The sequence below is a fragment of the Thalassolituus hydrocarboniclasticus genome (genome assembly GCF_025345565.1).
In the GTDB taxonomy this organism is placed as follows: Bacteria; Pseudomonadota; Gammaproteobacteria; order Pseudomonadales; family Oceanobacteraceae; genus Venatoribacter; species Venatoribacter hydrocarboniclasticus.
This window is the reverse complement of the sequence record NZ_CP054475.1, coordinates 3,475,144-3,498,156: the sequence shown is the minus strand read 5'-3', so window position 1 is coordinate 3,498,156 and position 23,013 is coordinate 3,475,144. Positions and strand designations below refer to the sequence as shown.

Annotated in this window: 24 protein-coding genes; 8 read left to right on the top strand and 16 right to left on the bottom strand. The window is 51.2% G+C overall.

All coding sequences use genetic code 11. The features are described 5' to 3' along the window. Positions 1–262: 262 nt before the first annotated feature. Positions 263–1,204, top strand: coding sequence for an SPFH domain-containing protein (locus tag HUF19_RS15630; RefSeq protein ID WP_145466611.1), 942 nt, complete (start codon positions 263–265; stop codon positions 1,202–1,204). Between the two features lie 3 nt (positions 1,205–1,207). Further along, positions 1,208–1,678, top strand: a complete 471-nt coding sequence (locus HUF19_RS15625; RefSeq protein ID WP_260997489.1) for an NfeD family protein — start codon at positions 1,208–1,210, stop codon at positions 1,676–1,678. A 740-nt stretch (positions 1,679–2,418) separates the two neighbouring features. On the opposite strand, the gene HUF19_RS15620 is transcribed toward HUF19_RS15625, so the two are convergent. Further along, the gene (locus HUF19_RS15620) at positions 2,419–2,721 is read right to left on the bottom strand and encodes a hypothetical protein (RefSeq protein ID WP_260997488.1); all 303 of its coding nucleotides are present in this window, start codon (positions 2,719–2,721) and stop codon (positions 2,419–2,421) included. A gap of 72 nt (positions 2,722–2,793) precedes the next feature. Further along, positions 2,794–3,687 (bottom strand): LysR family transcriptional regulator, encoded by an 894-nt coding sequence (locus tag HUF19_RS15615; RefSeq protein WP_260997487.1) that lies wholly within the window; start codon positions 3,685–3,687, stop codon positions 2,794–2,796. Between the two features lie 146 nt (positions 3,688–3,833). On the opposite strand from HUF19_RS15615, the gene HUF19_RS15610 reads away from it, so the two are divergent. Then, the gene (locus HUF19_RS15610; protein ID WP_260997486.1) at positions 3,834–4,562 is read left to right on the top strand and encodes an SDR family oxidoreductase; all 729 of its coding nucleotides are present in this window, start codon (positions 3,834–3,836) and stop codon (positions 4,560–4,562) included. Positions 4,563–4,673: 111 nt separating this feature from the next. Here HUF19_RS15610 and HUF19_RS15605 read toward each other — a convergent pair whose 3' ends face one another. The 4 genes from HUF19_RS15605 to HUF19_RS15590 form a co-directional block, all read right to left on the bottom strand. Continuing rightward, positions 4,674–5,060, bottom strand: coding sequence for a DUF5071 domain-containing protein (locus HUF19_RS15605; RefSeq protein WP_260997485.1), 387 nt, complete (start codon positions 5,058–5,060; stop codon positions 4,674–4,676). 115 nt (positions 5,061–5,175) lie between these two features. Beyond that, entirely contained in the window at positions 5,176–5,484 is a 309-nt protein-coding gene (locus tag HUF19_RS15600) for a hypothetical protein (protein ID WP_260997484.1), read from the bottom strand. 69 nt (positions 5,485–5,553) lie between these two features. Continuing rightward, complete coding sequence (locus tag HUF19_RS15595) at positions 5,554–6,006, bottom strand: hypothetical protein (protein ID WP_260997483.1); 453 nt, start codon at positions 6,004–6,006, stop codon at positions 5,554–5,556. A gap of 61 nt (positions 6,007–6,067) precedes the next feature. Further along, entirely contained in the window at positions 6,068–6,673 is a 606-nt protein-coding gene (locus tag HUF19_RS15590) for an SMI1/KNR4 family protein (protein ID WP_260997482.1), read from the bottom strand. Positions 6,674–6,928: 255 nt separating this feature from the next. Between HUF19_RS15590 and HUF19_RS15585 the strand changes: the two genes are divergently transcribed. Continuing rightward, positions 6,929–7,396, top strand: coding sequence for a YqaA family protein (locus HUF19_RS15585; protein ID WP_260997481.1), 468 nt, complete (start codon positions 6,929–6,931; stop codon positions 7,394–7,396). 32 nt (positions 7,397–7,428) lie between these two features. Here the strand turns inward: HUF19_RS15585 and lepB are convergent, their stop codons facing one another. The 5 genes from lepB to HUF19_RS15560 all read right to left on the bottom strand — a co-directional run bounded on the left by lepB (position 7,429) and on the right by HUF19_RS15560 (position 9,953). Beyond that, on the bottom strand, positions 7,429–7,992 hold the full coding sequence (gene lepB, locus HUF19_RS15580; RefSeq protein ID WP_260997480.1) for a signal peptidase I: 564 nt from the start codon (positions 7,990–7,992) through the stop codon (positions 7,429–7,431). 60 nt (positions 7,993–8,052) lie between these two features. Beyond that, positions 8,053–8,511, bottom strand: a complete 459-nt coding sequence (locus HUF19_RS15575) for a hypothetical protein (protein ID WP_260997479.1) — start codon at positions 8,509–8,511, stop codon at positions 8,053–8,055. A 98-nt stretch (positions 8,512–8,609) separates the two neighbouring features. Further along, positions 8,610–9,029, bottom strand: a complete 420-nt coding sequence (locus HUF19_RS15570) for a hypothetical protein (protein ID WP_260997478.1) — start codon at positions 9,027–9,029, stop codon at positions 8,610–8,612. 66 nt (positions 9,030–9,095) lie between these two features. After that, positions 9,096–9,410, bottom strand: a complete 315-nt coding sequence (locus tag HUF19_RS15565) for a DNA binding protein (RefSeq protein WP_260997477.1) — start codon at positions 9,408–9,410, stop codon at positions 9,096–9,098. Between the two features lie 87 nt (positions 9,411–9,497). Then, a complete protein-coding gene (locus HUF19_RS15560; RefSeq protein WP_260997476.1) occupies positions 9,498–9,953 on the bottom strand; it encodes a hypothetical protein in 456 nt (151 codons plus the stop codon). 1,550 nt (positions 9,954–11,503) lie between these two features. Here HUF19_RS15560 and HUF19_RS15555 point away from each other — a divergent pair. Further along, positions 11,504–12,484, top strand: a complete 981-nt coding sequence (locus HUF19_RS15555; RefSeq protein WP_260997475.1) for an RluA family pseudouridine synthase — start codon at positions 11,504–11,506, stop codon at positions 12,482–12,484. A gap of 58 nt (positions 12,485–12,542) precedes the next feature. Here HUF19_RS15555 and HUF19_RS15550 read toward each other — a convergent pair whose 3' ends face one another. Continuing rightward, the gene (locus tag HUF19_RS15550) at positions 12,543–13,211 is read right to left on the bottom strand and encodes a metallophosphoesterase (RefSeq protein WP_260997474.1); all 669 of its coding nucleotides are present in this window, start codon (positions 13,209–13,211) and stop codon (positions 12,543–12,545) included. 135 nt (positions 13,212–13,346) lie between these two features. Between HUF19_RS15550 and HUF19_RS15545 the strand changes: the two genes are divergently transcribed. Genes HUF19_RS15545 through HUF19_RS15535 form a run of 3 tightly spaced genes read left to right on the top strand, consistent with a single transcriptional unit; the run spans position 13,347 to position 16,904 of the window. Then, a complete protein-coding gene (locus tag HUF19_RS15545) occupies positions 13,347–14,822 on the top strand; it encodes a mannose-1-phosphate guanylyltransferase/mannose-6-phosphate isomerase (protein WP_260997473.1) in 1,476 nt (491 codons plus the stop codon). A 58-nt stretch (positions 14,823–14,880) separates the two neighbouring features. Beyond that, positions 14,881–15,561: a response regulator transcription factor gene (locus HUF19_RS15540; protein ID WP_145466589.1), complete on the top strand. Its 681-nt coding sequence runs from the start codon at positions 14,881–14,883 to the stop codon at positions 15,559–15,561. After that, a complete protein-coding gene (locus HUF19_RS15535) occupies positions 15,561–16,904 on the top strand; it encodes a sensor histidine kinase (protein ID WP_260997472.1) in 1,344 nt (447 codons plus the stop codon). The genes HUF19_RS15540 and HUF19_RS15535 overlap by 1 nt, the downstream gene beginning before the upstream one ends. Here HUF19_RS15535 and HUF19_RS15530 read toward each other — a convergent pair. From HUF19_RS15530 to HUF19_RS15515, 4 genes are read right to left on the bottom strand one after another with little or no spacing between them, the layout of a single operon-like run. Beyond that, entirely contained in the window at positions 16,888–17,208 is a 321-nt protein-coding gene (locus tag HUF19_RS15530; protein WP_260997471.1) for a DUF3240 family protein, read from the bottom strand. The genes HUF19_RS15535 and HUF19_RS15530 overlap by 17 nt on opposite strands. Position 17,209: 1 nt before the next feature. Continuing rightward, on the bottom strand, positions 17,210–20,266 hold the full coding sequence (locus tag HUF19_RS15525; protein ID WP_260997470.1) for an efflux RND transporter permease subunit: 3,057 nt from the start codon (positions 20,264–20,266) through the stop codon (positions 17,210–17,212). Beyond that, positions 20,267–21,346 carry an efflux RND transporter periplasmic adaptor subunit gene (locus tag HUF19_RS15520; protein ID WP_260997469.1) on the bottom strand — a complete coding sequence of 360 codons (1,080 nt, stop codon included), beginning with the start codon at positions 21,344–21,346 and terminating at the stop codon, positions 20,267–20,269. 55 nt (positions 21,347–21,401) lie between these two features. After that, entirely contained in the window at positions 21,402–22,595 is a 1,194-nt protein-coding gene (locus HUF19_RS15515) for a hypothetical protein (protein WP_260997468.1), read from the bottom strand. Positions 22,596–23,013: the final 418 nt, after the last annotated feature.

The window sequence follows — 23,013 nt, the reverse complement described above, 5'->3', positions numbered from 1 at the left end:
GGCGGCCATTGTGCGGGCTGATGTGCGCCTTGGTAAGGGAACATTACGCCAGAATTCAGGCGCAAACGGGTGCTGAGGTGCCGTAATCTGACTGCATGTGCCGATATGTTCAAAGAATGTTCTTTATCAGCAAGATGCCTGAGCACTTTTGCGAACCCTGTCGCAGCCTATGCATGGAATTGTAAAATCAGGCCAATGGCTGCTGCGCCGTGTCAGGGGCTGGTGTTAAACTGGCCTTTAATTCAACAAGGAAACACTATTCATGGAATATTTGCTGAGTAAGCTCTTTTCGGTCGAAGCCTTTGCGCTGATTTTTATTCTGGTGGTGCTGAAAAAAAGCATCATCTTCGTACCGCAGAACCGTGCCTGGCTGGTTGAACGTTTTGGTAAATACCAGGGCACCAAAGAAGCCGGTCTGAACTTTGTCATTCCTTTTGTTGACCGTGTAGCTTCCGACCGCAGCCTGAAGGAACAGGCCGTCGATGTACCAAGCCAGTCAGCCATCACCAAAGACAACATCACCCTGTCGGTAGACGGTGTGCTCTATTTCCGTGTGCTCGATCCGTATAAAGCCACCTACGGTGTGGATGATTACGTATTTGCGGTTACCCAGCTGGCACAGACCACCATGCGTTCTGAACTGGGTAAAATGGAACTCGACCGCACCTTCGAAGAACGCAGCGTGCTGAACACCAATATCGTATCGTCAATTAACGAAGCCTCCGAGCCATGGGGTATTCAGGTACTGCGTTACGAAATCAAAGATATTGTGCCGCCTAAATCGGTAATGGAATCGATGGAAGCGCAGATGAAAGCCGAACGGGTTAAGCGTGCTCAGATTCTTGAATCTGAAGGTGACCGTCAGGCAGCGATTAACGTTGCCGAAGGCCGTAAACAGGCTCAGGTTCTGGCGGCAGAGGCCGATAAAGCCGAACAGGTATTAAACGCCGAAGGTGAAGCCCAGGCGATTCTGGCCGTTGCTGAAGCAAAAGCCGAAGCGCTGCGTAAGATCGGTGAAGCGGCTAATACCGCCGAAGGTCAGAAAGCCATTCAGCTGGATCTGGCAACCAAAGCGATTGAAGCCAAAGCGGCTATCGCCAAAGAATCCTCGGTTGTGCTGCTGCCGGATGCAGGTACCGATGCCAGCTCGCTGGTGGCTCAGTCGATGGCAATCATCAATTCTCTGAATAATAAAAAGGAATAAATTATGGAATTGCTGCAACAGAATCTTCCCCAGACACTGATGGTCGCCGGTATTGCCGCACTGATTATTGAAGTGGCGGTACTGGGTTTTGCGACCTTTATTCTGCTGTTTTTCGGCGCATCGCTGCTGATTACCGGTTTTGCAATGAGTCTGGATCTGTTGCCTGCAACCGCAACCGCAGCGCTGTGGAGTAATACTGTTCTGACAGCGGTACTGGCTCTGGCGCTGTGGAAACCCTTGCAACGGATGCAGAACAAAGTACAGAAAGACAGCATCAGAAGCGACTTTGCCCGCCAGCCATTTATGCTGGAGGAAGACGTCGATGGTGCCGGTAAAACCGAGTACGCCTATTCCGGTATTCGCTGGAAACTGAAAAGCTTCGAACCCATTGCTAAAGGCACTATGGTCGAAGTGATTAAAGTGGATGTGGGTGTGCTGTGGGTTAAGCCACTGGAAAACGCTGACTCACAGTGATTTCCGGAAAGTAAAAAAGCCTCTGCGGAGCACTGCTGTCCCACAGTTTGGAGTGACATTGTGTCACTCCAAACTGCAGCATTCATCAACTACTGTTTTTCAATCTGAAACGCCTTTCCGGGGCAAGCCCCTGGCCCCCTGCAAGGAGAGGTATCTCCTTACGATCCTCTCTTTTCGGCGCGTCCGGCCTGACTTAGAAAAAAGAGGGCAGCCAACTGTGATTATGCGGCACGCAAAACAATTCGCCCCGGAACGACGCTTTAAAACACCAAACATTTGTAGCGTTACGGGGCAGGGTTTTGCTCTGAAGGCCGCAGAATCATCTGGTTGTCTGGCGCCGCACGATCGCCGGTTTAAGTAATCCGCTCAGCCGTATTTCAAGTATGAGACATGATATTTAAAAGAACACGTTTCATCTGAAAAGCGGCATTGCGGTGAGAGTTTTCCGCGCCTCTGGGGCCGCCGCAATGAATGATGATTTTTACGATCTGTCTGGCATGGATGCCAGACAAGCGTATGTGGCCATGGATGGCCGATATACGCGTGGTCAGTAAAAACCGAGTGAATAAGGATCTCGGCCCAGAAAGCGCAAAGCTGGGGTCGGCCCGCCGGCAAGGGGATAAGTTCCCCTGCGAGGCACTGGGCCTGGATGCTAAAAAATGCTGCTTTTGTCAGCTACGGTGCTGATTAAAAACTACGGGACAATAGTGCTCTGCGGAGGCTTTTTTTGTGGGCGGCGTTTATAAATCCGCCGCTTGCCGCTGACGCAAATGAGCAATAGCTGCCTTGCAGTTGTAATGCGCATCCTGATTCAGCAGCATAAATTCATAGGCAGTGCCGCTGCCGACCCGCCCCTTAATAACGATTTCCAGCCGTTCAAACTCTGCCTGCAGAATCGCTAAAATATCATCCACTGCATATTTTTCGCACAGTGCATCCACTGCGCTCAGGGTCAGATCGGTGGATGACGGATCACTGCGTACAAAAGGGTTGTCGCATATTTTTATACAACCCCGGATTTCTTTTCTGATGTCATCATTCATGGTCAATACCAGCCTTGTGAGCCGCGGGTCTGCGGATATTAAAAATTGAAGCGATTTTTTATGAAATTGCCGCTACAGATGGTCTGATTGCTGAAATTCATCCAGCAAAAACTGCCATACCGCCTGAGCGGCTTTGGTTCGTTCGCCGACGCACACCAGATTAATCGGGCTGTTTTCCGGGTGCTGCCAGCCGCTGAGTACCGGTACTAAACGGCCGCTTTCTCTTTCCGGACGGATAAATTCCGGATCGAGCATAATAATGCCCAGCCCGGCGCTGGCCATATCCACCAGAGCGCGGCTGTTATTGGTTTTTATGGCGGGGCTGACTTCGATATTCTCCGTCTGGCCCGCGCGGTTGCGGAAAGGCCAGAAGTTCAGGGCGCCGAACACCAGACAATCGTGCCGGGCGAGATCGGCAGGAGTGTCCGGCTGACCGCGTTCGGCCAGATACTGTGGCGAGGCAAACCAGCCCCAGTGTTTTTCGCCAATTTTGCGCGCAATTAAAGAGGAATCGGGCAGCTGGCCAATACGGATGGCAATGTCCACGTTTTCTGCCAGCAAATCCACATTACGGTCATCGAGATTTAATTCCAGTTCAATATCGGGAAATTGTCCGCGCAGTTTCTTCAGTACCGGCACCAGCCGGGCCTGACCCATCAATATACTGGCACTGATTTTTACCCGGCCTTTCGGAGAGGTCTGCATATCATCCAGCAGGCCACTAAGATTGCTCAGTACCTTGTTCAGCTCACCGGTTCCCAGTAATAAATTACGGCCGACATCGGTTAACTGCAGCTGCCGGGTTGAGCGTTGTAATAACGGCTGGCCGACAAACTCCTCAAGCTGACGAATCTTCTTACTGACCGACGAACGCGGCAGGTTCAGCTCGCTGGCCGCCGCCTGAAAGCTGCCACGTTCCGCAACCAGATGAAAAACATGCAGCAGCGGCAGATTGAGATAGGACATAAAACCTCTGATGAACAATGGCCGGAGAGGGCCGGCAGAAAGTACTTTGTTGCCAGATGAGAACCAGTAAGTGCGTATATTGATGCCTTATGGGCGACCTGACAAGTTGCTAATCTGCCGTACAACAAACAACGAGGAGAATGGATATGAATGGCAAAACAATTCTGATTACGGGTGGCACCGCAGGCATCGGCATGGCGCTGGCAGAGAAACTGGCGGCCGACGGCAATCATGTGATTATTACCGGGCGTGATCAGCAGAAAGTAAATCAGGTAAGTGCTGCGATCGGCTGCAGCGGCTTTGTTGCTGACAGTGCTGACGGCGGGGCGCTGAAACAACTGGCCGCAGCCCTGCAAAAAGACAATATTCAACTGGATGGTTTAGTGCTGAATGCCGGTGTGTTTTATCCGCAGGCTATTGCAACCAGCAGCGAAGAAGACTTTGACCAGGCCATCGCCATTAATACCAAAGGCCCTTTTATTACTCTGCAGCAGTTACAACCGCTGCTGAAAAACCCTTCCAGTGTGGTGTTTGTATCCAGCATTGTGGTGACCAAAGCCTTCCCGCAAGCGGCGGTATATGCTGCCAGCAAAGCGGCTTTTGAAGCCATTGTGCGGGTGGCGAATCTGGAATTTTCAGGCTTAGGTATCCGTATTAATTCGGTTCGCCCCGGTGTAACTGCAACGGCCATTCAGGGCAAGGCGGGGATGAATGCGGAGCAACAGGATGCTCTGTTTGAATCGATGAAGGATACAGTGCTGGGGCGGGTGATGACGGCGCAGGATCAGATTGGTGCAATCGAGTTTCTGCTCTCTGATCAGTCACTGGCGATGCGCAGTGCGGTACTGGAAGTTGATGGCGGTTATTTACTGTAAAAGGGTACGCCCGGCGAATCAGTGCACTATCCGGCGCAGGTTTCTGGGGCCTGCTTAATTCGTGTTAACAGGCCCTACGGAGTATGGCTTTACCGCAGGAATTAAATTTCGTCAGGCGTTACGCCGAGAAATTAAAAGTTCACAGGCAGCACTCTGTACTTCTTCTGCGGTTTCGCTGGCGGTTGGATGCAGGCGGATACTGTTCAGTTTAAAACGCAGTGCCTGAAATACCTCATCACTTACCAGATACAGAAAATGGGAGATGATCCAGTATTTCCACATCTCGTCGTCGCTGTTCAGAATATCTGATACCGGCTGTACCAGCTCGTTGCCAAGTAACGATAAGCGCTCAGCAACCGGCCCGGCGATAGGCCAGTTAAGGTCCTGCAGACATTCCAGCAGATCCGCAATATAAGGTAGCAAATCTTCGTCGGAGGCGGCCTGCAGATTGGCACAGGCTTCATCGTCAAATTTATCTTTGGGTACAAGTCTGATCATTCTGGCATTCATGCTCTGGTATTTATTGTCTGACATTCAGAGTAAGAGCCTTTGGTGAATACTCAAAAAAGGCGACAAGTTAATGGTAAGACTCGGGCTCCAGCAAAACACTCCCTCAGGTTATTAATTCGCCGCACTCCATCCAGATGGAACAGCCATAACCTGTTGTGGTTGTTTTTATATCTTCCTGATAAATCAGCTCCTGATTTTTAATCCACAGGGTTTGTGATTCTTTACCGTATGGAATAATCAGGGGTATGGGAATGATAAAGGACAGGTATAGGCCAATCCACTTATAATCACTGCGATAATAGGTGGTCTTTGTTGCACCCTCTGTCTTTGCCGGATCACCCGAGTAAGTTTTCTGGCTATGAACGATATCCAGACCTACACAGCCGGTTAATTGGCTGACGATAACAACCATTGAGGCTATATTCCGCAAGGCTTTCATATTCTGCCATCATGTGGTTTCAACCAGACACCGGTGGCCAACTCAATCGTCACACTGAGAAAAATGTGATTGATTGGTGCTGGCACGCAACGCGTGGTTTTTCGCCCGTTGAATCAGCTGCTTATCGGCCGGGAACTGTGCACCTGTTCCCGGCCAGTAATAGCCGTCGTTATTTATGCAAAGCGTTATCAGAACCTCAGCATCGTCCAGGCTGAGCGCCTCGTCAGGTTCTGCCGACATCGAATAATGAATACGGTTTCTGTGCACCCCACGAATGGTATCGACAACCTCGGCATAATAAATATGCTGGCTGCCATCCGTGCCCTCTATTACCTTTGCATCTGTGTGCCTGATAACAGCTGAGTAGGGTGTTTCTGCAACAGCACTGAGTAAATAGGGGCTTATGGCTTCAATTTGTGCCTGGTTTAACGACCTGTCGGCGCAGGCATTGCTGCTGGCCAATAACAGCACGAAACAGCTCAGATAATTTTTCATAGTCATCTGCTTACTATTATCAGGTAACTGACACTCGGTTACTGGCAGCCAGGCACTCATATCAGAACGCATTCCAGTCATGGAAATGCATGTCGTATTCTTTGTCTTTAATATCCCAGCGTTCGGCGTTTAATTCCCAGTTAACGCTTTCGAGATAGCCGATAAATTTAGCGATAAATTCTTCAAACGAATCGGCCTTCAGTTTCTTGGTATCTTCATCACGCCCGAATGAAATAATCTGATGCATCTTGCCTTTAACATCAGGATCAAAATCGATACCTATATGATTACCACCATGGTCATGGGTAATCGGCAGCCATTTTCTGTTCAGGTAGAGGGGTTTGATAACCCCCTCCGGAGAAGACTCCATAGAATCGGCCAGATCTTCATTCAGGCCGTCATTCTCAAGCGCGACCCAGGTATCCCACTGGCGCATAATTTCTTTGACCGACAACAAGCGGATGCCGAAGAAGAAACCACGGCCATCCCCAGGCTCCTGGCCATTATGCACAGACAGAAAGTCTCTGTACGCCTGCGGCAATTCAAGCCCGGTATGCTGTTCAAGCTGGGCGATCTCTTCGGCGGTTGCGCCGTTGTTTAACTCAAGCAGATTAAAACCACCGCGTGCATTAAAAATAGCGGTCATCTTTTCCCATTGTTGTTCCATGTCATGTTCCTTATTAACGTATAGCTGGCCCTAACCAGGTCCGGGAAATGTGGTCATTCTCAGAGCAATCTGTCCTGCAGATAGTACCGCATCGTATATTGTAATGTCTGTTGTGTCAGGGATGCAGACCGGACTCTTAAGCGCTCCCTCCTGGTATATTTCTGTTCGTGCTGGTTTGTTCAGTGCTGAATGGCCATGTATAGCCCCGGCCGTTCGTGCTTTAATCCGGTTTTTATTAAACCCTCAAAAGTCCCTATGCCCGATTGGATGATACTCAGTGAATGGCCCTGGCTGTACAGCTACGGTGGTTTATTTATTCTCGCCTTACTGGCTGCCAGTCTGTTACCGCTTGGCTCTGAGTGGTTGCTGCTGGTATTGCTCAGCCAGCAACTGAACCCGCTGGCATTGTGGCTGGTCGCCAGTGCCGGCAATACCCTCGGCAGCGTGCTGAACTATGCCATTGGCTACTATGCAGCCGACCGGGTTATAGCCAGGCAACAATCGCAGTCGAATATCAGCCGCTGGCAACAGGCCGAACGCTGGTTTGGCCGCTACGGTATCTGGAGTATGCTGCTGGCCTGGTTGCCAGTAGTGGGTGATTTACTGACGCTGGTTGCAGGCGTATTACGCGCTAATTTCCCATTATTTTTACTGCTGGTCGCCATCGGCAAGGCCGCCCGCTACGCCGTAATAGTAGCGGGGTTTGATTATATGGTGGGGTGAGAGGGGCTGGTTATGGCCGGACGATATTGCTACTAAAAGATCTTAATGCCAATAACCGATTCAATAGGAATCAGCCCGATATAGCGACTATCTTTTGCCGCGTTGCGGTTGTCGCCCAGCACAAAGAGATAACCGTTGGGAACTGTAATCTCTTGATATGGGTGCTTTTCCGCGTTGCCAGCCAGTGAGATTCTGTAGTTAATATCTCCGATAAATTCTCTGAAAACAGTACCTGACGAATCAGACTCATCGGGTTCCCGGTATAAATATTTTCCGTTCAGAATCACGTCATTCTTATCTGTAACAACCCTGTCTCCCGGTAAGCCGATAACCCGCCAGATAAAGATATATTCTTTATCATTTTCGCTTTTCCGGAATGACACAATGTTACCCCGGCTTATATCTTCCGCTGAGAAAAGGAAGCCAGATTTTACAAAGATCAGGCTGGATTGTTCTATTGTTGGATGCATGCCCTTCTGAGGAACAAACATCATCCGGATGGGTAAATTATCCCGCCAGCTTTCAGCTGCTATAGTTATCGTCGCCAATAAAGATAAAAAGATCACGATGTATAATTTTATAAGTGTTTTTTTCATTGTCTTAATGCCATATGGAAACTAACTTGCCCATGATTCTGAAGATGCTCTCGTATTCACTCAGTACATCTGATGAATAACGCGCAATTTGGAGCCTATAGCGGATTCCAGCTCGATAAGCAGGTGATCGGAAATCTCACATCCGGGGTCGACAGTACGCAGAACGAACCGACTAAAACCCATAGGCCACTTATAACAAAGATCGTTCAGCGTGGTGGACTTTCCGCAGCAGGGAGTTTGTATTGTGCTGATCGTGAACCCATTTTCATCTGAGTAGTTTTGATCCATAAGGGCCTGCCAATTCCCGATCTCCATTTCAGCACTGCAGTGCGGACAATGGACAGACTCAAAGTTTTCGCCACAGTCCCTGAATACAATGTGGGTATCGGTTTCGGGCGTGATCTCAGATTTTTTCAGATTCCATGCTTTTTGAATCAGTGCAGCAGCGGCTGCCTGAGACTCCTCGCCTGGAATAAAGTCGGGTTCAGCAGGAATAAAGCAAATATAGTGATCTGACATTTTTGTACCTGGAGCCAATTAACGCTCGGCCTTTGGACGCGCGTTTTTTGCGCTTCCCGCCACGCTTTTCAGTGGCCTCAACGGCCGCTTGTTACCTGCTACCACCACGACGGTGCCTGTAATGAAGCTTGAAAGCCAGCTTTTCTTACATCATCCAGTAACATATCATCGGCGATCAATGACATCCCTTCGTGTCCTATCGTACAAAAATCCCAGCTAGATTCATTCTGTCGATAAAGAGCCAAACTATCACAATTCTTTTCGATGACATCACGCAGAGAGGATAGTCTCGCCACCATTTCAGTAGTGCAATGCATTGGCACTGAATGCCTAGGCTGAAATCCATCTCCGTAAGTAGTCACCGGTTTCAAATCGGAGCGAATCAAGTCTAAGTGGAGAAGCTTCTTCAAATTCGATTCCGGATACAACCAAGCGACTAGATAGAGTTCTGTATTACTGGAGAGGTAAGCCAGTAATTTAAGCTGGTTATCGAAACTGCTGTCTTCAATGTAAATCATGCTATTTGATGCAAGTAACGCCGCAATCAGCGGCTTGTGATGCTGCCTTTGCTTGTTAACACTGAATTATGTTCGAGCTGGATAAACATGATATCGATTACTATCTGTATGCTCGATTACCACGTAATCACCTGCTTTGAGCTCGTGTACCTTAAAGAACTCGCCAACCCATGACCGCTTGCGGAATATCTTTTTATCACCGGCAATGTCAGTGAGAACAGGCTTCTCAATACCACTATGTACTTCGAGAAGGGTCTCTGCTTGAGATTCTATGTTAGAGCCACCGATAGAGCTTTTTGGAAAGAACTCAATAACGGATGACAAGTAAAGGTGGTCGTTATTGATATTTCCTTGTGTAAGCTCAATCTTCACATACTTCATATAGCTTCCTTTTGAGTGTTAACGCTTCAATAACCGGCGCAGCTTTGCTGCGTCCGGCGCCTGCAAGGCGCGTAGTTGATTGACTTGTTACATGGCATTTACTGCGGCCTCAATTTGCTGTTTGCGCAAGCGCTCAAACTTATACAAGACTTCATTGAACTGAGCCTGCCTTACGAAAGGAAACTGTAAATAATAGGTTTGAGAAAAGCCTTTTATATGGGTTTTATCTTTACCAAAAATGGCTTGCTCCTCACTCCATTCGTTGTTTTTTCCCCTGATGATTGTTTTGTAAATGCTTATAGATTGCTCTTTTATATCTAGGATGTAAGTGCCAAAACTACCTTTTACTAAAAGATAACGCTTACACTCAGATTGGGTTATGCACTTTGAATGGTCGGTATGTCCGATTAGAACAGGGATGTCTTTGAAAATATCAAAGCAGCCAAAATTGGTTTTTATAACCACACCATAAGCATCACATCCCATGCGTATCTCACCGAGAGGATTTAAATCAATTTCTTCTACTACAGCTTCTCGTCTCATGATGAATTATCTGATGCCTTGTAACAGATTATTAGTATGCGTGCGCATTAACTCGGGGAGACTCTTTCGAGTATTCCTACGTAACACATTGACCCGCCTGAAAAATCTTCCATAACTTAAATATCCCTTCCAGAAAAACGCGCACGCCTGTTAACTCTAATTTCCAGCGCACATAAACTTGTCAACTAACGTTGTAAGTTATTGATTAACTTCGCGTTTAAGTTACTGGCCTCCGGCAAAACGAGCAAGCACGAATCTAAAGCGTGCTAAATTTCGTTAAAATCCGGAAATATACTGTATGTATATCAGTACTTCTTTACATTCAACGTTTTGCCATTACCCACAAAAAAACCACTGATTGCTGATCCAGACACGCTGCCGCCCATCCTTATAAGCGCGGGGCAGGAATTGCGTGGATAAAACAGTCGGATTTCGGGCAGGGAGGGTATCGGTGCTGAGTCAGATAAACAGACCCGACGGCCTGAGTTCTGATGTTGTTATATCGTGCGGATACGGCTTCCCTGCTGGTCTGAAGAGTACTGAAATTTGGGGATGGGTTCAATAATTGATAAAAATGGTTACAAGTGGCAAAGGGCGACAGTTGTTCACTGTCGTGGTCTTATTTTTGCTGCAGAGTAGCCGCTGCGCGGTCTGGCTTTTTGAGCTGCCGACCGGCCCCATGACCTCTTTGAGGGGGCTTGCCCCTCACGCCGGTCGGGCGCTTACTCCTGACCGCGATGGATGGCGGAAATGCAGATTGTGCAGGAGCACACAATCGGCCCGCTTCGCGCTGTGCAGGACTTTACCCGATCTGAATAATCCTGCGGTCTCGGTAACGCGAATAATGGGCCATCCATGGCCCTATTCGCTCGCCCGGCATCCATGCCGGGACTTACCGGCGCAGAATTATCCACACCGGCGTCCTGCAGGCGCATAAAAACCATGACGCGAAGCCGCTTTTTAGTTCTTGCTTTTGTTTGTTTTGAAAAGCCGCGTTGCGTCTGAATAAACGCGGCATTTGTGCGGCGCCAGTCAACCAAGTGATTCTGCGGCCTTCAGAGCAAAACCCTGCCCCGGAGCGATGCATCTGGATAGATGTTTTATATAGTCGATCCGGGGCGAATTGTTTTGCGTGCCGCATAATCGCTGCAGTTGGCTGAACAGCACCGGACAGCCGCAAGAGAGGATCGGAAGGAGATACTTCTCCTTGCATGGGGCGCAGGGGCTTGCCCCGCATTGGCTACAACTCAGAACGCAACCACCTCCAGCACACTACCACGCAGAGCGTGGGAGCGAGTCGTTTTCAGAACCAGCAAAGCAGCAGGCACTACTACGCAGAGCGTGGGAGCGAGTCGTTTCCAGAACCAGCAAAGCAGCAGGCACTACCACGCAGAGCGTGGGAGCGAGTCGTTTCCAGAGCCAGCAAAGCAGCGGGCACTACCACGCAGAGCGTGGGAGCGAGAGGTCAGCCCGCGCAGCGGCTACTCATCCACTGCGCCCCATCACCATTTCATGCTTTAATCACCCCCTGTATTAACGAGGACACACCGGTGAGTAAAACCGCCCCCGACAAAGGCTTTGAGCTGTGCTGGCACGAGCATCAGGCGATCAGCCTGCGTGCCTCGGTGCTGCTGGCCTATCACCACTGGTCAGAGGATCAGGTGGCGGCAGCTCAGGCGCTGGGGGCTGTGTGTGTTAATGGCGTGGTTGAGTACGACGATACTGAATTACAGCCAGGCGATAACATCAGTCTGTTGTTGCCCGATCATCAGGAAGAGGCGGTTGATACGGGCTGGAAAATACTCTGGCAAAATCAGGAGTTAACGGCCGTGCATAAACCGGCACCGCTGCCGGTATCGCGTACTACGCGTAATTTATTTAATACCCTGATCAGTCTGTTCCGCCGGGCTACAGTGCATAAAGACGCGCATTTATTGCACCGCCTGGATGCCGAAACCTCGGGCATTATTCTGCTGGCTAACTATGCCCATGCCGATAAAAAGTGGAAGAAAAAACTGGAGCGCTTAATTGAGCGTAAGGTTTACCACGCGCTGGTTTATGACGTTCCCGACTGGCAGCATTATGAGTGTCAGACCTTTCTGGCAGAAAAAACCGACAGTGCTATCCGTTCGCAGATGCATGTGGTGGCAGAGGATGAAACCGATACGGTTAAAAGCCCGAAGCTGGCAACCACCCGGTTCCGTGTATTAAAAACCTTTAATGGTTACAGCCTGATTGAGTGTGAGCTGCTGAGCGGGCGTAAGCATCAGATCCGCGCACAGCTGGCACATCTGGGTTATCCGATTATCGGCGATAAAATCTACAGCCATAATGGCCGCTTTTATTTAAAGCGCCTGCAACAGGATTTAAGCGCAGACGATTATGCCCAGCTGGGGGCAGAGCATCATTTACTGCACGCCTTTGAATTACAGCTGAATACTGCGACGGGCGATCACCGCGATGAGGTGGTGATTTATGATAAAGACTATCCCAAAGCCTGGCTGCCTTATCTGCAAGGCGCTTCTTTCTGACAGTCTTCTGCTTTGAAAGCCGCTCTTCTTTTTGAAAGCCGCTCTGGTCTTAAGCGGATCAGAGCTGATCAATATCTTTAATTATAAAATCGCGCGCTAAAAACGCCCCGGAATCAATATACAGACGGTTGCCGATACGCAGCTCGTGCTCGGTTACGTTATGGCCGTAAATAATCCAGTCGATTCCGGCAATATTGCCAGCCGTTTTCTGTTTAAACGGCTCGCGTGCCCAGATGGCGCGCTCGGCCAGATGATTATCCAGCTGGTCAAAATCCTGCCAGTCGGCGAGGGGGAAATCGGCGTGAATAACCGCCACGCTTTCGTCGTGGTGGTTGATTAATTCAATCGCCAGCGGCAGTTGTTCTATACGGCGGAACCAGTCGTCCCACAGGCTTTTATCGTGTTGCAGAATCCAGTCACCACCGTGCTGTAAAATCAGCTCGCGTGAGGTGGCATTATCTTCGCGGAAGGCTTCGTACAGCAGTTGCTCATGGTTGCCAATAACCGCAAAAAACCAGGGCTCATCGAGCAGTGCCAGCGCTTCGGGAGATTGCGGCCCGCGGTCGACCAGATCGCCGGTGCAAATCAGGCGGTCGTGATTTTTATCAAAACCCATACGTTGCAGCTGGGCGTGCAGCGCAGGCACACAACCGTGCAGGTCGCCGACAACAAAGTCGCGGCCTTTGGGGTTTTTACCTAAACGAAGCAGGCGTGGCTGAATCAGCATGACAGAAAGCGGAACCGGTAATAAAAGGAATAGCAGGAGCCGACAGGCCGTTCCTGCTGTCCGGGTCGTAAAGACCGGGTGCGCAGCATACAATGCCGGCTTCAGAATGCAAAAGACGATGACCTCAATCCCGCTATGATCATTCCTGTCATTCTTGCCGGTGGTACAGGTACACGGCTGTGGCCGCTGTCTACCCGTGATTGCCCCAAGCAGTTTCTGCCGCTGCTCGATCCTGAACGGTCGCTGCTGCAGCAAACCCTGCTGCGCGCGCAGGATCTGTTGCAGCGGCTCGGCCAGCCAGCGGTGGAGCCTGTTATTGTCTGCCATGAGGCGCAGCGTTTTCTCGCCGCCGAACAATGCCGGGCGCTGAATATCCGTGCGCAGATTGTGCTGGAAGACGAGGGGCGCAATACCGCCCAGGCTCTGGCGCTGGCGGCGCAGCATCTGGCGCATAATTCACAGAAGCCCGCGGAACATCGTGAACAGACGCTGATGCTGGCGATGCCCGCCGATCAGACGCTGAGCAATAACGCGGTATTGGCACAGGCGATTGTGTCGTTGCAGGCACAGGTCAGCCAGGGCGCCGCCGGTATTTTTGGTATTGAGCCTGACTATGCCGCAACGGGGTTTGGCTATTTACGTAAAGATGCGAGCGGGCAGGTTGTGGAATTCCGCGAAAAACCCGATGTGCACACCGCTGCACAATGGCTGGCGGCTAATACCCGGCAACAGGCTGGCTGGTTATGGAACAGCGGTATTTTTTTCTGGCAGGTTCAGGCTTTTTTACAGCGCCTGAGCGAATATCAGCCAGCGCTGTTTGCTGCAACGCAGGAAGCGATGGCACAGGCGCAGCAGGATCTTGATTTTATCCGTCCGGCCACCGGACCTTTGCAACAATGCCCGCATTTACCCGTGGATATTGCCCTGCTTGAACCGCTCAGTGCGATTGCGCAGGCGGTGGTTGCGGCACCACTGGTTAACAGCGGCTGGAATGATATTGGTAACTGGCAGGCGCTCAGCGAACTGGGGGAGGCCGATGCACAGGGAAATATTGTGCACAACAGCGCAGCCGCTCACGGACGTTTTCAACACAGCCACAATAATTATCTGCACAGCAGCAGCGGGCGCGATATTGCGTTATTGGGTGTACAGGATTTATTAGTGGTGGATACCGCCGATGCCCTGCTGATTGCGCATAAAGATCAGGCACAACAGGTGGGGTCACTGGCACTTGCCGCCAACGCGGGTAAAACAGAACCACGACTGGTATATCGCCCCTGGGGCAGTTATGAAGTTCTGCATCCGGGCGACGGGTATAAAATCAAGCGTCTGCGGGTAAAAAGCGGTGGGCGTTTATCGCTGCAGCGTCACCGTTTTCGCGCCGAGCACTGGGTAGTGGTGCGCGGTGAAGCAACGGTTATCCGCGAGCGTGCGGGTGTGCGCACAAGCGAAGTTCTGCACGCTAACGAATCGACATTTATTGCGCTGGGCGATATTCACTCGCTGGAAAATAACGGCGATATTCTTCTGGAAATGATCGAAGTTCAGTCCGGAGATTATCTTGCAGAAGATGATATCGAACGGCTGCAGGACGTTTATGGCAGAAAATAAACGTGGCCGTGGATAAAAGAATGACGGCAGGCTTGCATTACAAACAGATGGCGCTCATATGACACAGGTTTTACTGGTAGAAGATGATCCGCAATTAAGCCGCGATGTGGCTTTTTATTTAACCCAGGCCGGTTATCAGGTTGAAGCCATTGACCGTGGCGACTGGGCGATGAGCCATCCGGATGTACATAACGGCCGCTTTGATCTGGCCGTGCTGGATCTCGGCCTGCCGGGTGCGCCGGGGTTGCAGGTTTTGCAGCACTGGCGTGCACAGGGCATTCTGATGCCGGTATTAATTCTGACTGCGCGCAACAGCTGGCAGGAGCGGGTCGATGGCCTGAATGCCGGTGCCGATGATTATCTGGGTAAACCCTTCCGCAAAGAAGAGCTGCTGGCGCGCCTGGAAGCCATGCGCCGCCGTCTGCAGCAGGATGGCCAGTTACGCTTAACCGTTTATGGGCTGACACTGGATGAAGAGCGGCAAAAAGTTATGCTGAACGAGCAGCGGCAGGAGCAGGAGCTGACCGCCACCGAGTTCAGTATGCTGCGCCTGTTAATGCAAAAAGCCGGAAAACCGGTTTCCAAACAGCAGTTGCTCGACAGTCACTATGGCTGGCAGGAAGAAAAAGATGACAATCTGGTGGAGGTTTATATCCGCCGTCTGCGGCGTAAAATCGGCGAGCAGCGTATCCGCACCCTGCGTGGTCAGGGTTATGTATTACAGCAGGGGGATAACTGATGTGGTCTCTGTCGGCGCGTCTGTTGCGCTATATGGTCAGCGGTCAGATGCTGGTGCTGTTGTTTATGTTGCTGGCCGCCGGTATTGCACTGAATATTGCCGCACAGGATTACTTTAAAAGCCGCCTCGAACATGACCGTGATTTATTGCTGAATGAACTGAGCTGGACCGGCCCGATACCCGAAATCGAGCATGAGCATTTAACTCCGGTCTTTAATCAGCCCTTTTCCGGTCATTATTTTCAGATCAACAGTGACGATGATTTACTGCTGTCGGTTTCGCTGCAGGGCATCAGGCTGCGCGATGAACATATTCACGATGTGAAAGAAGGCGAGCCGCAATGGCACTGGCAGCCGTTTGAGCAGGGCCAGTATTTATATGTTCTGAGTCAGACCCTGAAACAGGGTGATCGCCACCTGCATGTACAGGTGGGCGAGGATTTTCAGCCCATTATTAATGCTTTTCTGCATGCGTTTTTCTGGCTTGCCGGTTTATTTTCATTGTTACTGACCGGGCTTTTTCTGTGGCAGCGGCGCTTGCTGATGCGTACGCTGCAGCCTTTCAGTCAGATCAGTTCCCAGCTTAAACAACTGGCACAACAGGATATTGAGCAACTGCCGCGCCCGGCTATGCAGGAGCTGACCGGACTGGTGAATGAAATTAATGCACTGGGTGAGCGCACCCGTGAACGGCTTAACCGGGCCCGTCTGGCATCGGGCAATTTATCCCATTCGTTAAAAACCCCGCTGGCTATTCTGGCTAACCGCCTGAGCGATATGCAGGAACAGAACGGCGGTGCTGAGCAGCAGAATCTGACTGAGGCGCGGGAACTGGTCGAGCGCATGGGGCAACAGATTGATAACGAAATGAAGCGCGCACGTATTGCCGGACTGATGAGCCGGGCACCGAAAATTGAGCTGAATGAAATGTTTGATCAGTTGCTGCTGACCCTGAAAAAACTGTATCCGCATATTCAGTTGCAGTGTCATATGGCAGCCGCAATCCGTTATCCCGGGGACCGTGAAGATATCATCGAACTCTTCGGTAATTTACTGGATAACGCCTGCAAATGGGCGCAGTCAGCTGTCGACGTGGATATCCGTGTGGCTGAGGGACAGCTGCGGGTCTGTATCTGTGATGACGGGCCGGGAATTGCAGAAGAAAAAATTCCCGGACTGATTAATCCGGGCGAAAGACTGGACGAAACGGTTAAAGGCTATGGTTTGGGACTGGCCATTGTCAGCGATATCGTGGCGCAGTATCAGGGCAGGCTGCAGCTCAAAAACCGGCCGTTAAATAACGGCCGCGGAGGTTTGCAGGTAACGGTTACTCTGCCGTACTGAGATACGGATTTAATGCACCGCAGGCAAGCAGTGGCTGCAGCCAGTAATGAATATCGTACTGTGGAAAAGCAGCAGCCAGCTGCTGCAGCAGAGCATCTGCCCGTTGCGGCGGCAGGTGCAGGCTGATTACTGTACGTTTCTGTTTTCCCTGTATCTGTTCGCTCAGGCTTAACTGTTCGTTGCGGTTACTGTGACCAAAAGCCTGCCACGAGGTAAAGCCAGGCAGGTTCTGTTCCAGTAACCAGTCAGCAATCGCTTCTGCCTGCTGTGGCCGGGTAGAAAGGGTCAGCAATACATCAGTCATCTTATTTCTGCTCCAGAATAAAGCGGCGGTATAACACCGGCAGCACATAGAGGGTCAGCAGGGTTGAGGTAAATAAACCACCGATCACCACAATGGCCAGCGGCTTCTGAATTTCACTGCCGGGGCCGGTAGCGAATAATAATGGCAGCAGACCAACGGCACCTGTTGTTGCGGTCATTAATACCGGGCGCAGGCGGCGCACCGCACCATCCCTTACTACCTGTAATCCCTGTTGCCCAAGGTTCAGTAAATGGCGGAACTGATCAACCAGCACTACGCCATTCATCACGGCTACACCCAGCAGGGCAATAAAGCCAACCGATGCCGGTACCGATAAATATTCACCGCTTAGCCACAGGGCAATAATGCCGCCGATTAATGCGAAAGGAATATTGGCGAGAATCAGCAGCGCTTCATCCAGCCGGCCAAAGGTAGTGAATAACACCAGTAATACCAGCGCAATGGCGACCGGTACCATTAACCCGAGGCGGGCATTGGCCCGTTGCTGATTCTCAAATTCGCCACCCCAGGACAACACATAACCTGCCGGCAGCCTGATGTTTTCCGCAACCCGCTGCTGTGCGCTGGCAACAAAATCACTCAGGGCCACGCCGCTGACATTGACGTTAACCAGTGCAAATCGCTGACCCTGCTCGCGTTTAATTAATACCGGCCCCTGAACTTCACGTGCGCTGACCAGTGCCGATAAGGGGACGGCCTGACCATCGGCGTTGGCCATGGTCAGCTCATTCAGTAACTGCTCAACCTGCAGCCGGGTTGGCTGGCGCAGCAGTAACGGAACCTGGCGGTCGCTGAAGACCACGTCGCCGCTGTTAATACCTTCCAGATAGCTGCGCAGGGTTTGCTGTACGTCTTCAACGTTAAAGCCAAAATGAGCAATGCGCGGGTAATTATTTTCCAGCTGCAGATAGTGCATACCATCGGCCTGTGAAACCATCACCTCGCTGACGCCGGTCAGCGTTTTCATTTCATTACCGATCTGGTCGGCCAGACGCTGCAGTTCGGCCAGATCGCTGCCAAATACTTTAATGGCAACGTCACCACGGGAACCGGAAATCATTTCTGATACGCGCATATCAATGGGTTGGGTAAAGCCGTAATCGACACCGGGAAACTGTTCCATCACGGTGCGGATCTGGTCTTTAATGGCGTCTTTATTTTCTGCCTGCCACTGATCACGTGGTTTCAGCTGCAGGAACATATCGGTTTCGTTTAAGCCCATCGGGTCCATACCCAGATCGTCGGAACCACTGCGGGCAATAATCCGCTCGATATCGCTGACCGCTGCCAGCATGGCGCTCTGAGCTTTCAGGTCGATGGCGGCGGATGCCTGTAAGTTAATGGTGGGTGTTTTTTCCAGCTGCACAATTAAATCGCCTTCATCCATTTCCGGCATAAAGGCTTTACCTGTCTGCAGGAACGCCAGTATGGCCAGTACAATGGCAACCGCCAGTCCCAGCATAATAGGTTTGGGATTCTGTAAGGCCGCCGACAGGCTGGATTCATAACGGTTTTGCAGATGCACGATCCAGCCTGGGGTGCTGACCTTTTTCTCGTTGATGGCAAGGGTGCATAACACCGGGATCAGTGTCAGCGACACCAGCAGACTGCTGGCCATGGCAAACATAATGGTCATCGCTACCGGCGCGAATAATTTACCTTCCAGCCCCTGCAGGGTCACCAATGGCGAAAAGACCAGAAGAATAATCAGGGTGCCGGAAATAATGGGCACCATCACCTCTTTAATAGCGCGGAAAATAACATGCATACGCGGCAGCGAGCGCGAGCCCTGCTGCAATTGCGTGACCGTATTTTCAACCACGACAACAGCACCGTCGACCAGCATACCAATGGCAATCGCCAGGCCGCCCAGACTCATCAGGTTAGCGCTCATGCCGAAGTAATCCATGATAATAAAGGTCATCAGGGCAGACATCGGCAGATTAACCGCCACCACCATGGCGACCCGCACGTTACCAATAAATAAACCGAGCAGAATAATTACCAGAGCAACGGCAATCCATAAGGCTTCAGATACGGTATTAACGGCGCGTTCAATTAAGTTGCTGCGGTCGTAAAACACATTAATGCTGAGTTCTGCTGGCAGACTGGGGCGCAGTGTGTCGAGGGCTTCACGGACACCGCTGATTACTTTCTGGGCGTCAGCGTTTTTCAGTGCGACGACTAAGGCCTGCACTGTTTCACCCTTTCCGTCTTCGGTAACCGCGCCATAACGGGTCATGGATGACAGCGAAACCGTGGCGACATCACCAAGACGAACAGCGCTGCCGTTATGCCAGCGGATTATGCGGTTTTCCAGATCCTGCAGGCTCTGAATACGGCCACCACTGGAAACGATAATGGATTCTTCACCGCTGTCGATGCGTCCGGCGCCGTCGTTACGGTTATTGCTTTGCAGAAAACTGTGCAGGTCCTGCAATGTCATTCCGGCGCGCGCCAGAGCCAGTGTATCCGGTGCCACCTGATAAGCTTCGACCCGGCCGCCGAGGGCATTAATATCGGCCACGCCCGGCACCGTGCGCAGTAAAGGACGGATTTGCCAGTCGAGGATACGGCGTTTTTCTTCCAGCGATAACGGGCCGTCCAGAGTAAACATAAATAATTCGCCCAGTGGCGTACTCATGGCGGCAATGCCACCGCTGATACCCTGAGGTAAATCCGGCCATATTGCCGCCAGACGCTCGGCAACCTGTTGTCTGGCCCAATAAATATCGGTGCCACCGGTAAAGTCGACGGTAATATCGGTGATGCCGTATTTTACCACCGAGCGCAGAATACTCTGGTTGGGAATACCCAGAAGTTCGACTTCGATTTTCCGTGTGACGCGGGTTTCAAGTTCTTCCGGTGCCAGGCCCGGTGCTTTAATAATAATTTTTACCTGAGTCGGAGAAATCTCCGGGTAGGCATCAATACGCAGATTCTGAAAGGTATTTAGCCCGGCCAGAAAAACCGCAACGCTGATAACAATAATCAGAATGCGCTGTTTTAATACGCCCTGTAATAATGCGGATAACATTTATTCGCTCCCCATACTTTGCCAGAGAGCTTTCAGCGCCGCCGTACCACTGATGGCAATTTCACGGTTTTCCAGCGCCGTGTCCTGCAGTAATAATCCACGGTTACCGGCAATAAACTGTTGCAGTTCGGTTGCCTGAACGCCGTCGGCTGTGCGGATAAATACCCAGGATTTATCGTTATGGCGTACCCGGGCGGCAGCTTCTGTTGGCCAGCCGAAGGCCTTTGATGGAATATCAACAACCAGAGTGCTGCCCGGTATCAGATTATCTGCCTTTAGCCATACTTCAGTCTGCGCGGCTGTATTCTGTACGCTGCCGATACTCTGAATCGTCGCCTGTTGCTGTGTGGCAGAAATATTAAGTTGCTGACCAACACTCAGGTTATACAACAGATGCTGAGGCACCCAAAGACGTAAGCGCAGCGCACTTTCAGGCCAGAACTCTGCCAGGGAGTCACCGGCCATAAAGTGCTCGCCGGGCTGATGTTTAATGGTAATCAGCCAGCCACTTTCCGGCGCCTGCAGAGCATAATCGGCATCGCTGGCGTTTTGCCATTGCGCAGGCAGATGCTTCAGAATCTGTGCGTTAAGTTTTTTCTGATCATTCAGCTGCTGGCATTGCAGTTGTTGTTCCTGTAAATCCAGACGAGAGGTCAGGCCACTTTTATTACGCTCCCGCATATCGCTGAGACGCTGATTACACAGGCTGGCCTGCTGCTGTAAACGCTGGTTGCTCTGAAAAAAATCCAGTACATCGTGGCTGTGCAGTAATGCCAGAGGTTCTTTTTCAACAATAAAATTACCCGCTGTAGCTTGCCATTCTTCCAGCCGGCCTTCGAAAGGCAGGCTGATATTTTCCGCCTGACCCGGAGCGACAGAACTGATTGCCGGCAGGGATGCCAGCACTACCTGATCCTGTTTTTCCAGTGTCTGAAAGCGTACACCCAGATTGTCCAGCTGCTCGTTGCTGATGCTCAGTTGTGTGGTAACGGGCATATTTTCAGCAAGGCTGGTCTGAGTGCAGGCCAGTAACAGACCGATGGCCAGTAACGGATTTATGGACAGACAACAGAATTTCATAACAGGGGCTCCTGTAACCGGGCAGATAAATTAACAATGCTTGTGCTGAACAGGTTCATAGCGAATACCCCTGTAACTGATTCCACTGGCTGATATTGCGCAGATACTCAATCCGCGCGTCATCGGCCTGTTGTTGCAGGCGCCAGATGCTGGACTGGATCTGCAACCACTGAAAACCTGACAGGCTGCCGCGCTGGTAAGCCTGGTACTGGCTCTGATATTGCGCGCTGGCCTGCTGGCTCATGTCTTTTAATTCGTTCATACGTTGTTGTTGCTGCGGCAGGGTTGCCGCCAGAACATTGCGCTCGTTCTCAAGCTGTTGGCGGGTGCGTAACCACTCGCTGTGGCGATTACCCAGTTCGCGTACTGCGTTGCGGCGCTCGCTGTAATTGCTGCCGCCAAAATCAAAGCTTATTCCGACTTGCAGGGCATCGCTGGCCGGCTGAGCATTCACCGCCTGCTGATGTTTTACGCCCAGACTTAAACGCGGATTGAGCGTATTTTTCTGCTGGCTGCGTAATTGCGCATCGGACAGTTGTTTTTGTATCTGCAATAACTGCAGTAACGGATGGTTATCCAGCGGTTGTTCCGGCAAGAGAGTGAAAGACCAGTCGCCGGGTAATTCCGTCAGCGCTGTCCACTGTTGCCACTGCTGCTGCAGAGTCTGTTGCTGGCGCTGGTTCAGCAGCTGCTGATTTTTAAGCTGCTGATATTGCTCCTGCAGGGTAAGGCGATCGGCAGCCGGACGTTCGCCCTGACGGATTAATAAATCCAGCCACTGTAATTGTTGCTGCATTGCTGCCAGGCGGTCCTGAATTCGTTGCTGACTCAGGTTGAGGCTCTGCCAGTCCCACCACCAGGTCTGTAATTTCCCTGCCAGCTGCCAGCGCAGCAATTGTTGATAAGCCAGGGTTTCATTGCCTGCTGCCTGCTGATAGTCGCGCTGACTTTGCATTAAGCCCGGACGGGCGAGGGGAAGCTCCAGCCGGGTTTGCCATTCTTCGGCACTGCCGCTGGCATCATTGCCCTGCTGATAATCGACGGCAATGGACGGGGCTGCAGCCAGCCATCCGGGCAGGCTCCGGTTGTTAATATCGTTTTCTGCCGGCAGGTACTGTTGTTCCGGCAGCTGTTGCCAGGCGGCTTCGAGGCTTTGCTGAAAGTTGCCGCCAGCCTGAACCCCGATTGCTAATGGCAATAAAAGCAGGGCAGCGAGAAAGCGCTGCGGCTGAATATTCTTCTGCTCCATAAAGTGTTCTCCGCTGAATACCGCAGGCAACATAGCGGCACAAGCTGAAACGAAACTGAAAAAGGCCGTCTTTCGTGTAAAGCAGCGTCAGAGTTGTTAATGATTCTTTTTAATTATCCGCGCGGGATAAGAATCATTCTGATCAGAATATCCGGGCAGGTTTTGAGTGGCGGGTTCTGCGGCGGCCTCAGAGGCGCAGAAAACCATCACCGCGATGCTGCTTTTTTCTCGTTCCTACGCTCTGCGTAGGAATGCAACTGTGCCAGCAAGGGCTACCACGCAGAGCGTGGGAGCCAGGTGATGATTCTTTTTAATTATCTGCGCGGGATAAGAATCATTCTGATCAGAATATCCGGGCAGGTTTTGAGTGGCGGTTTCAGAGTGGTAGGTGCGGAAGCAGAATATTTTCTCGTTCCTA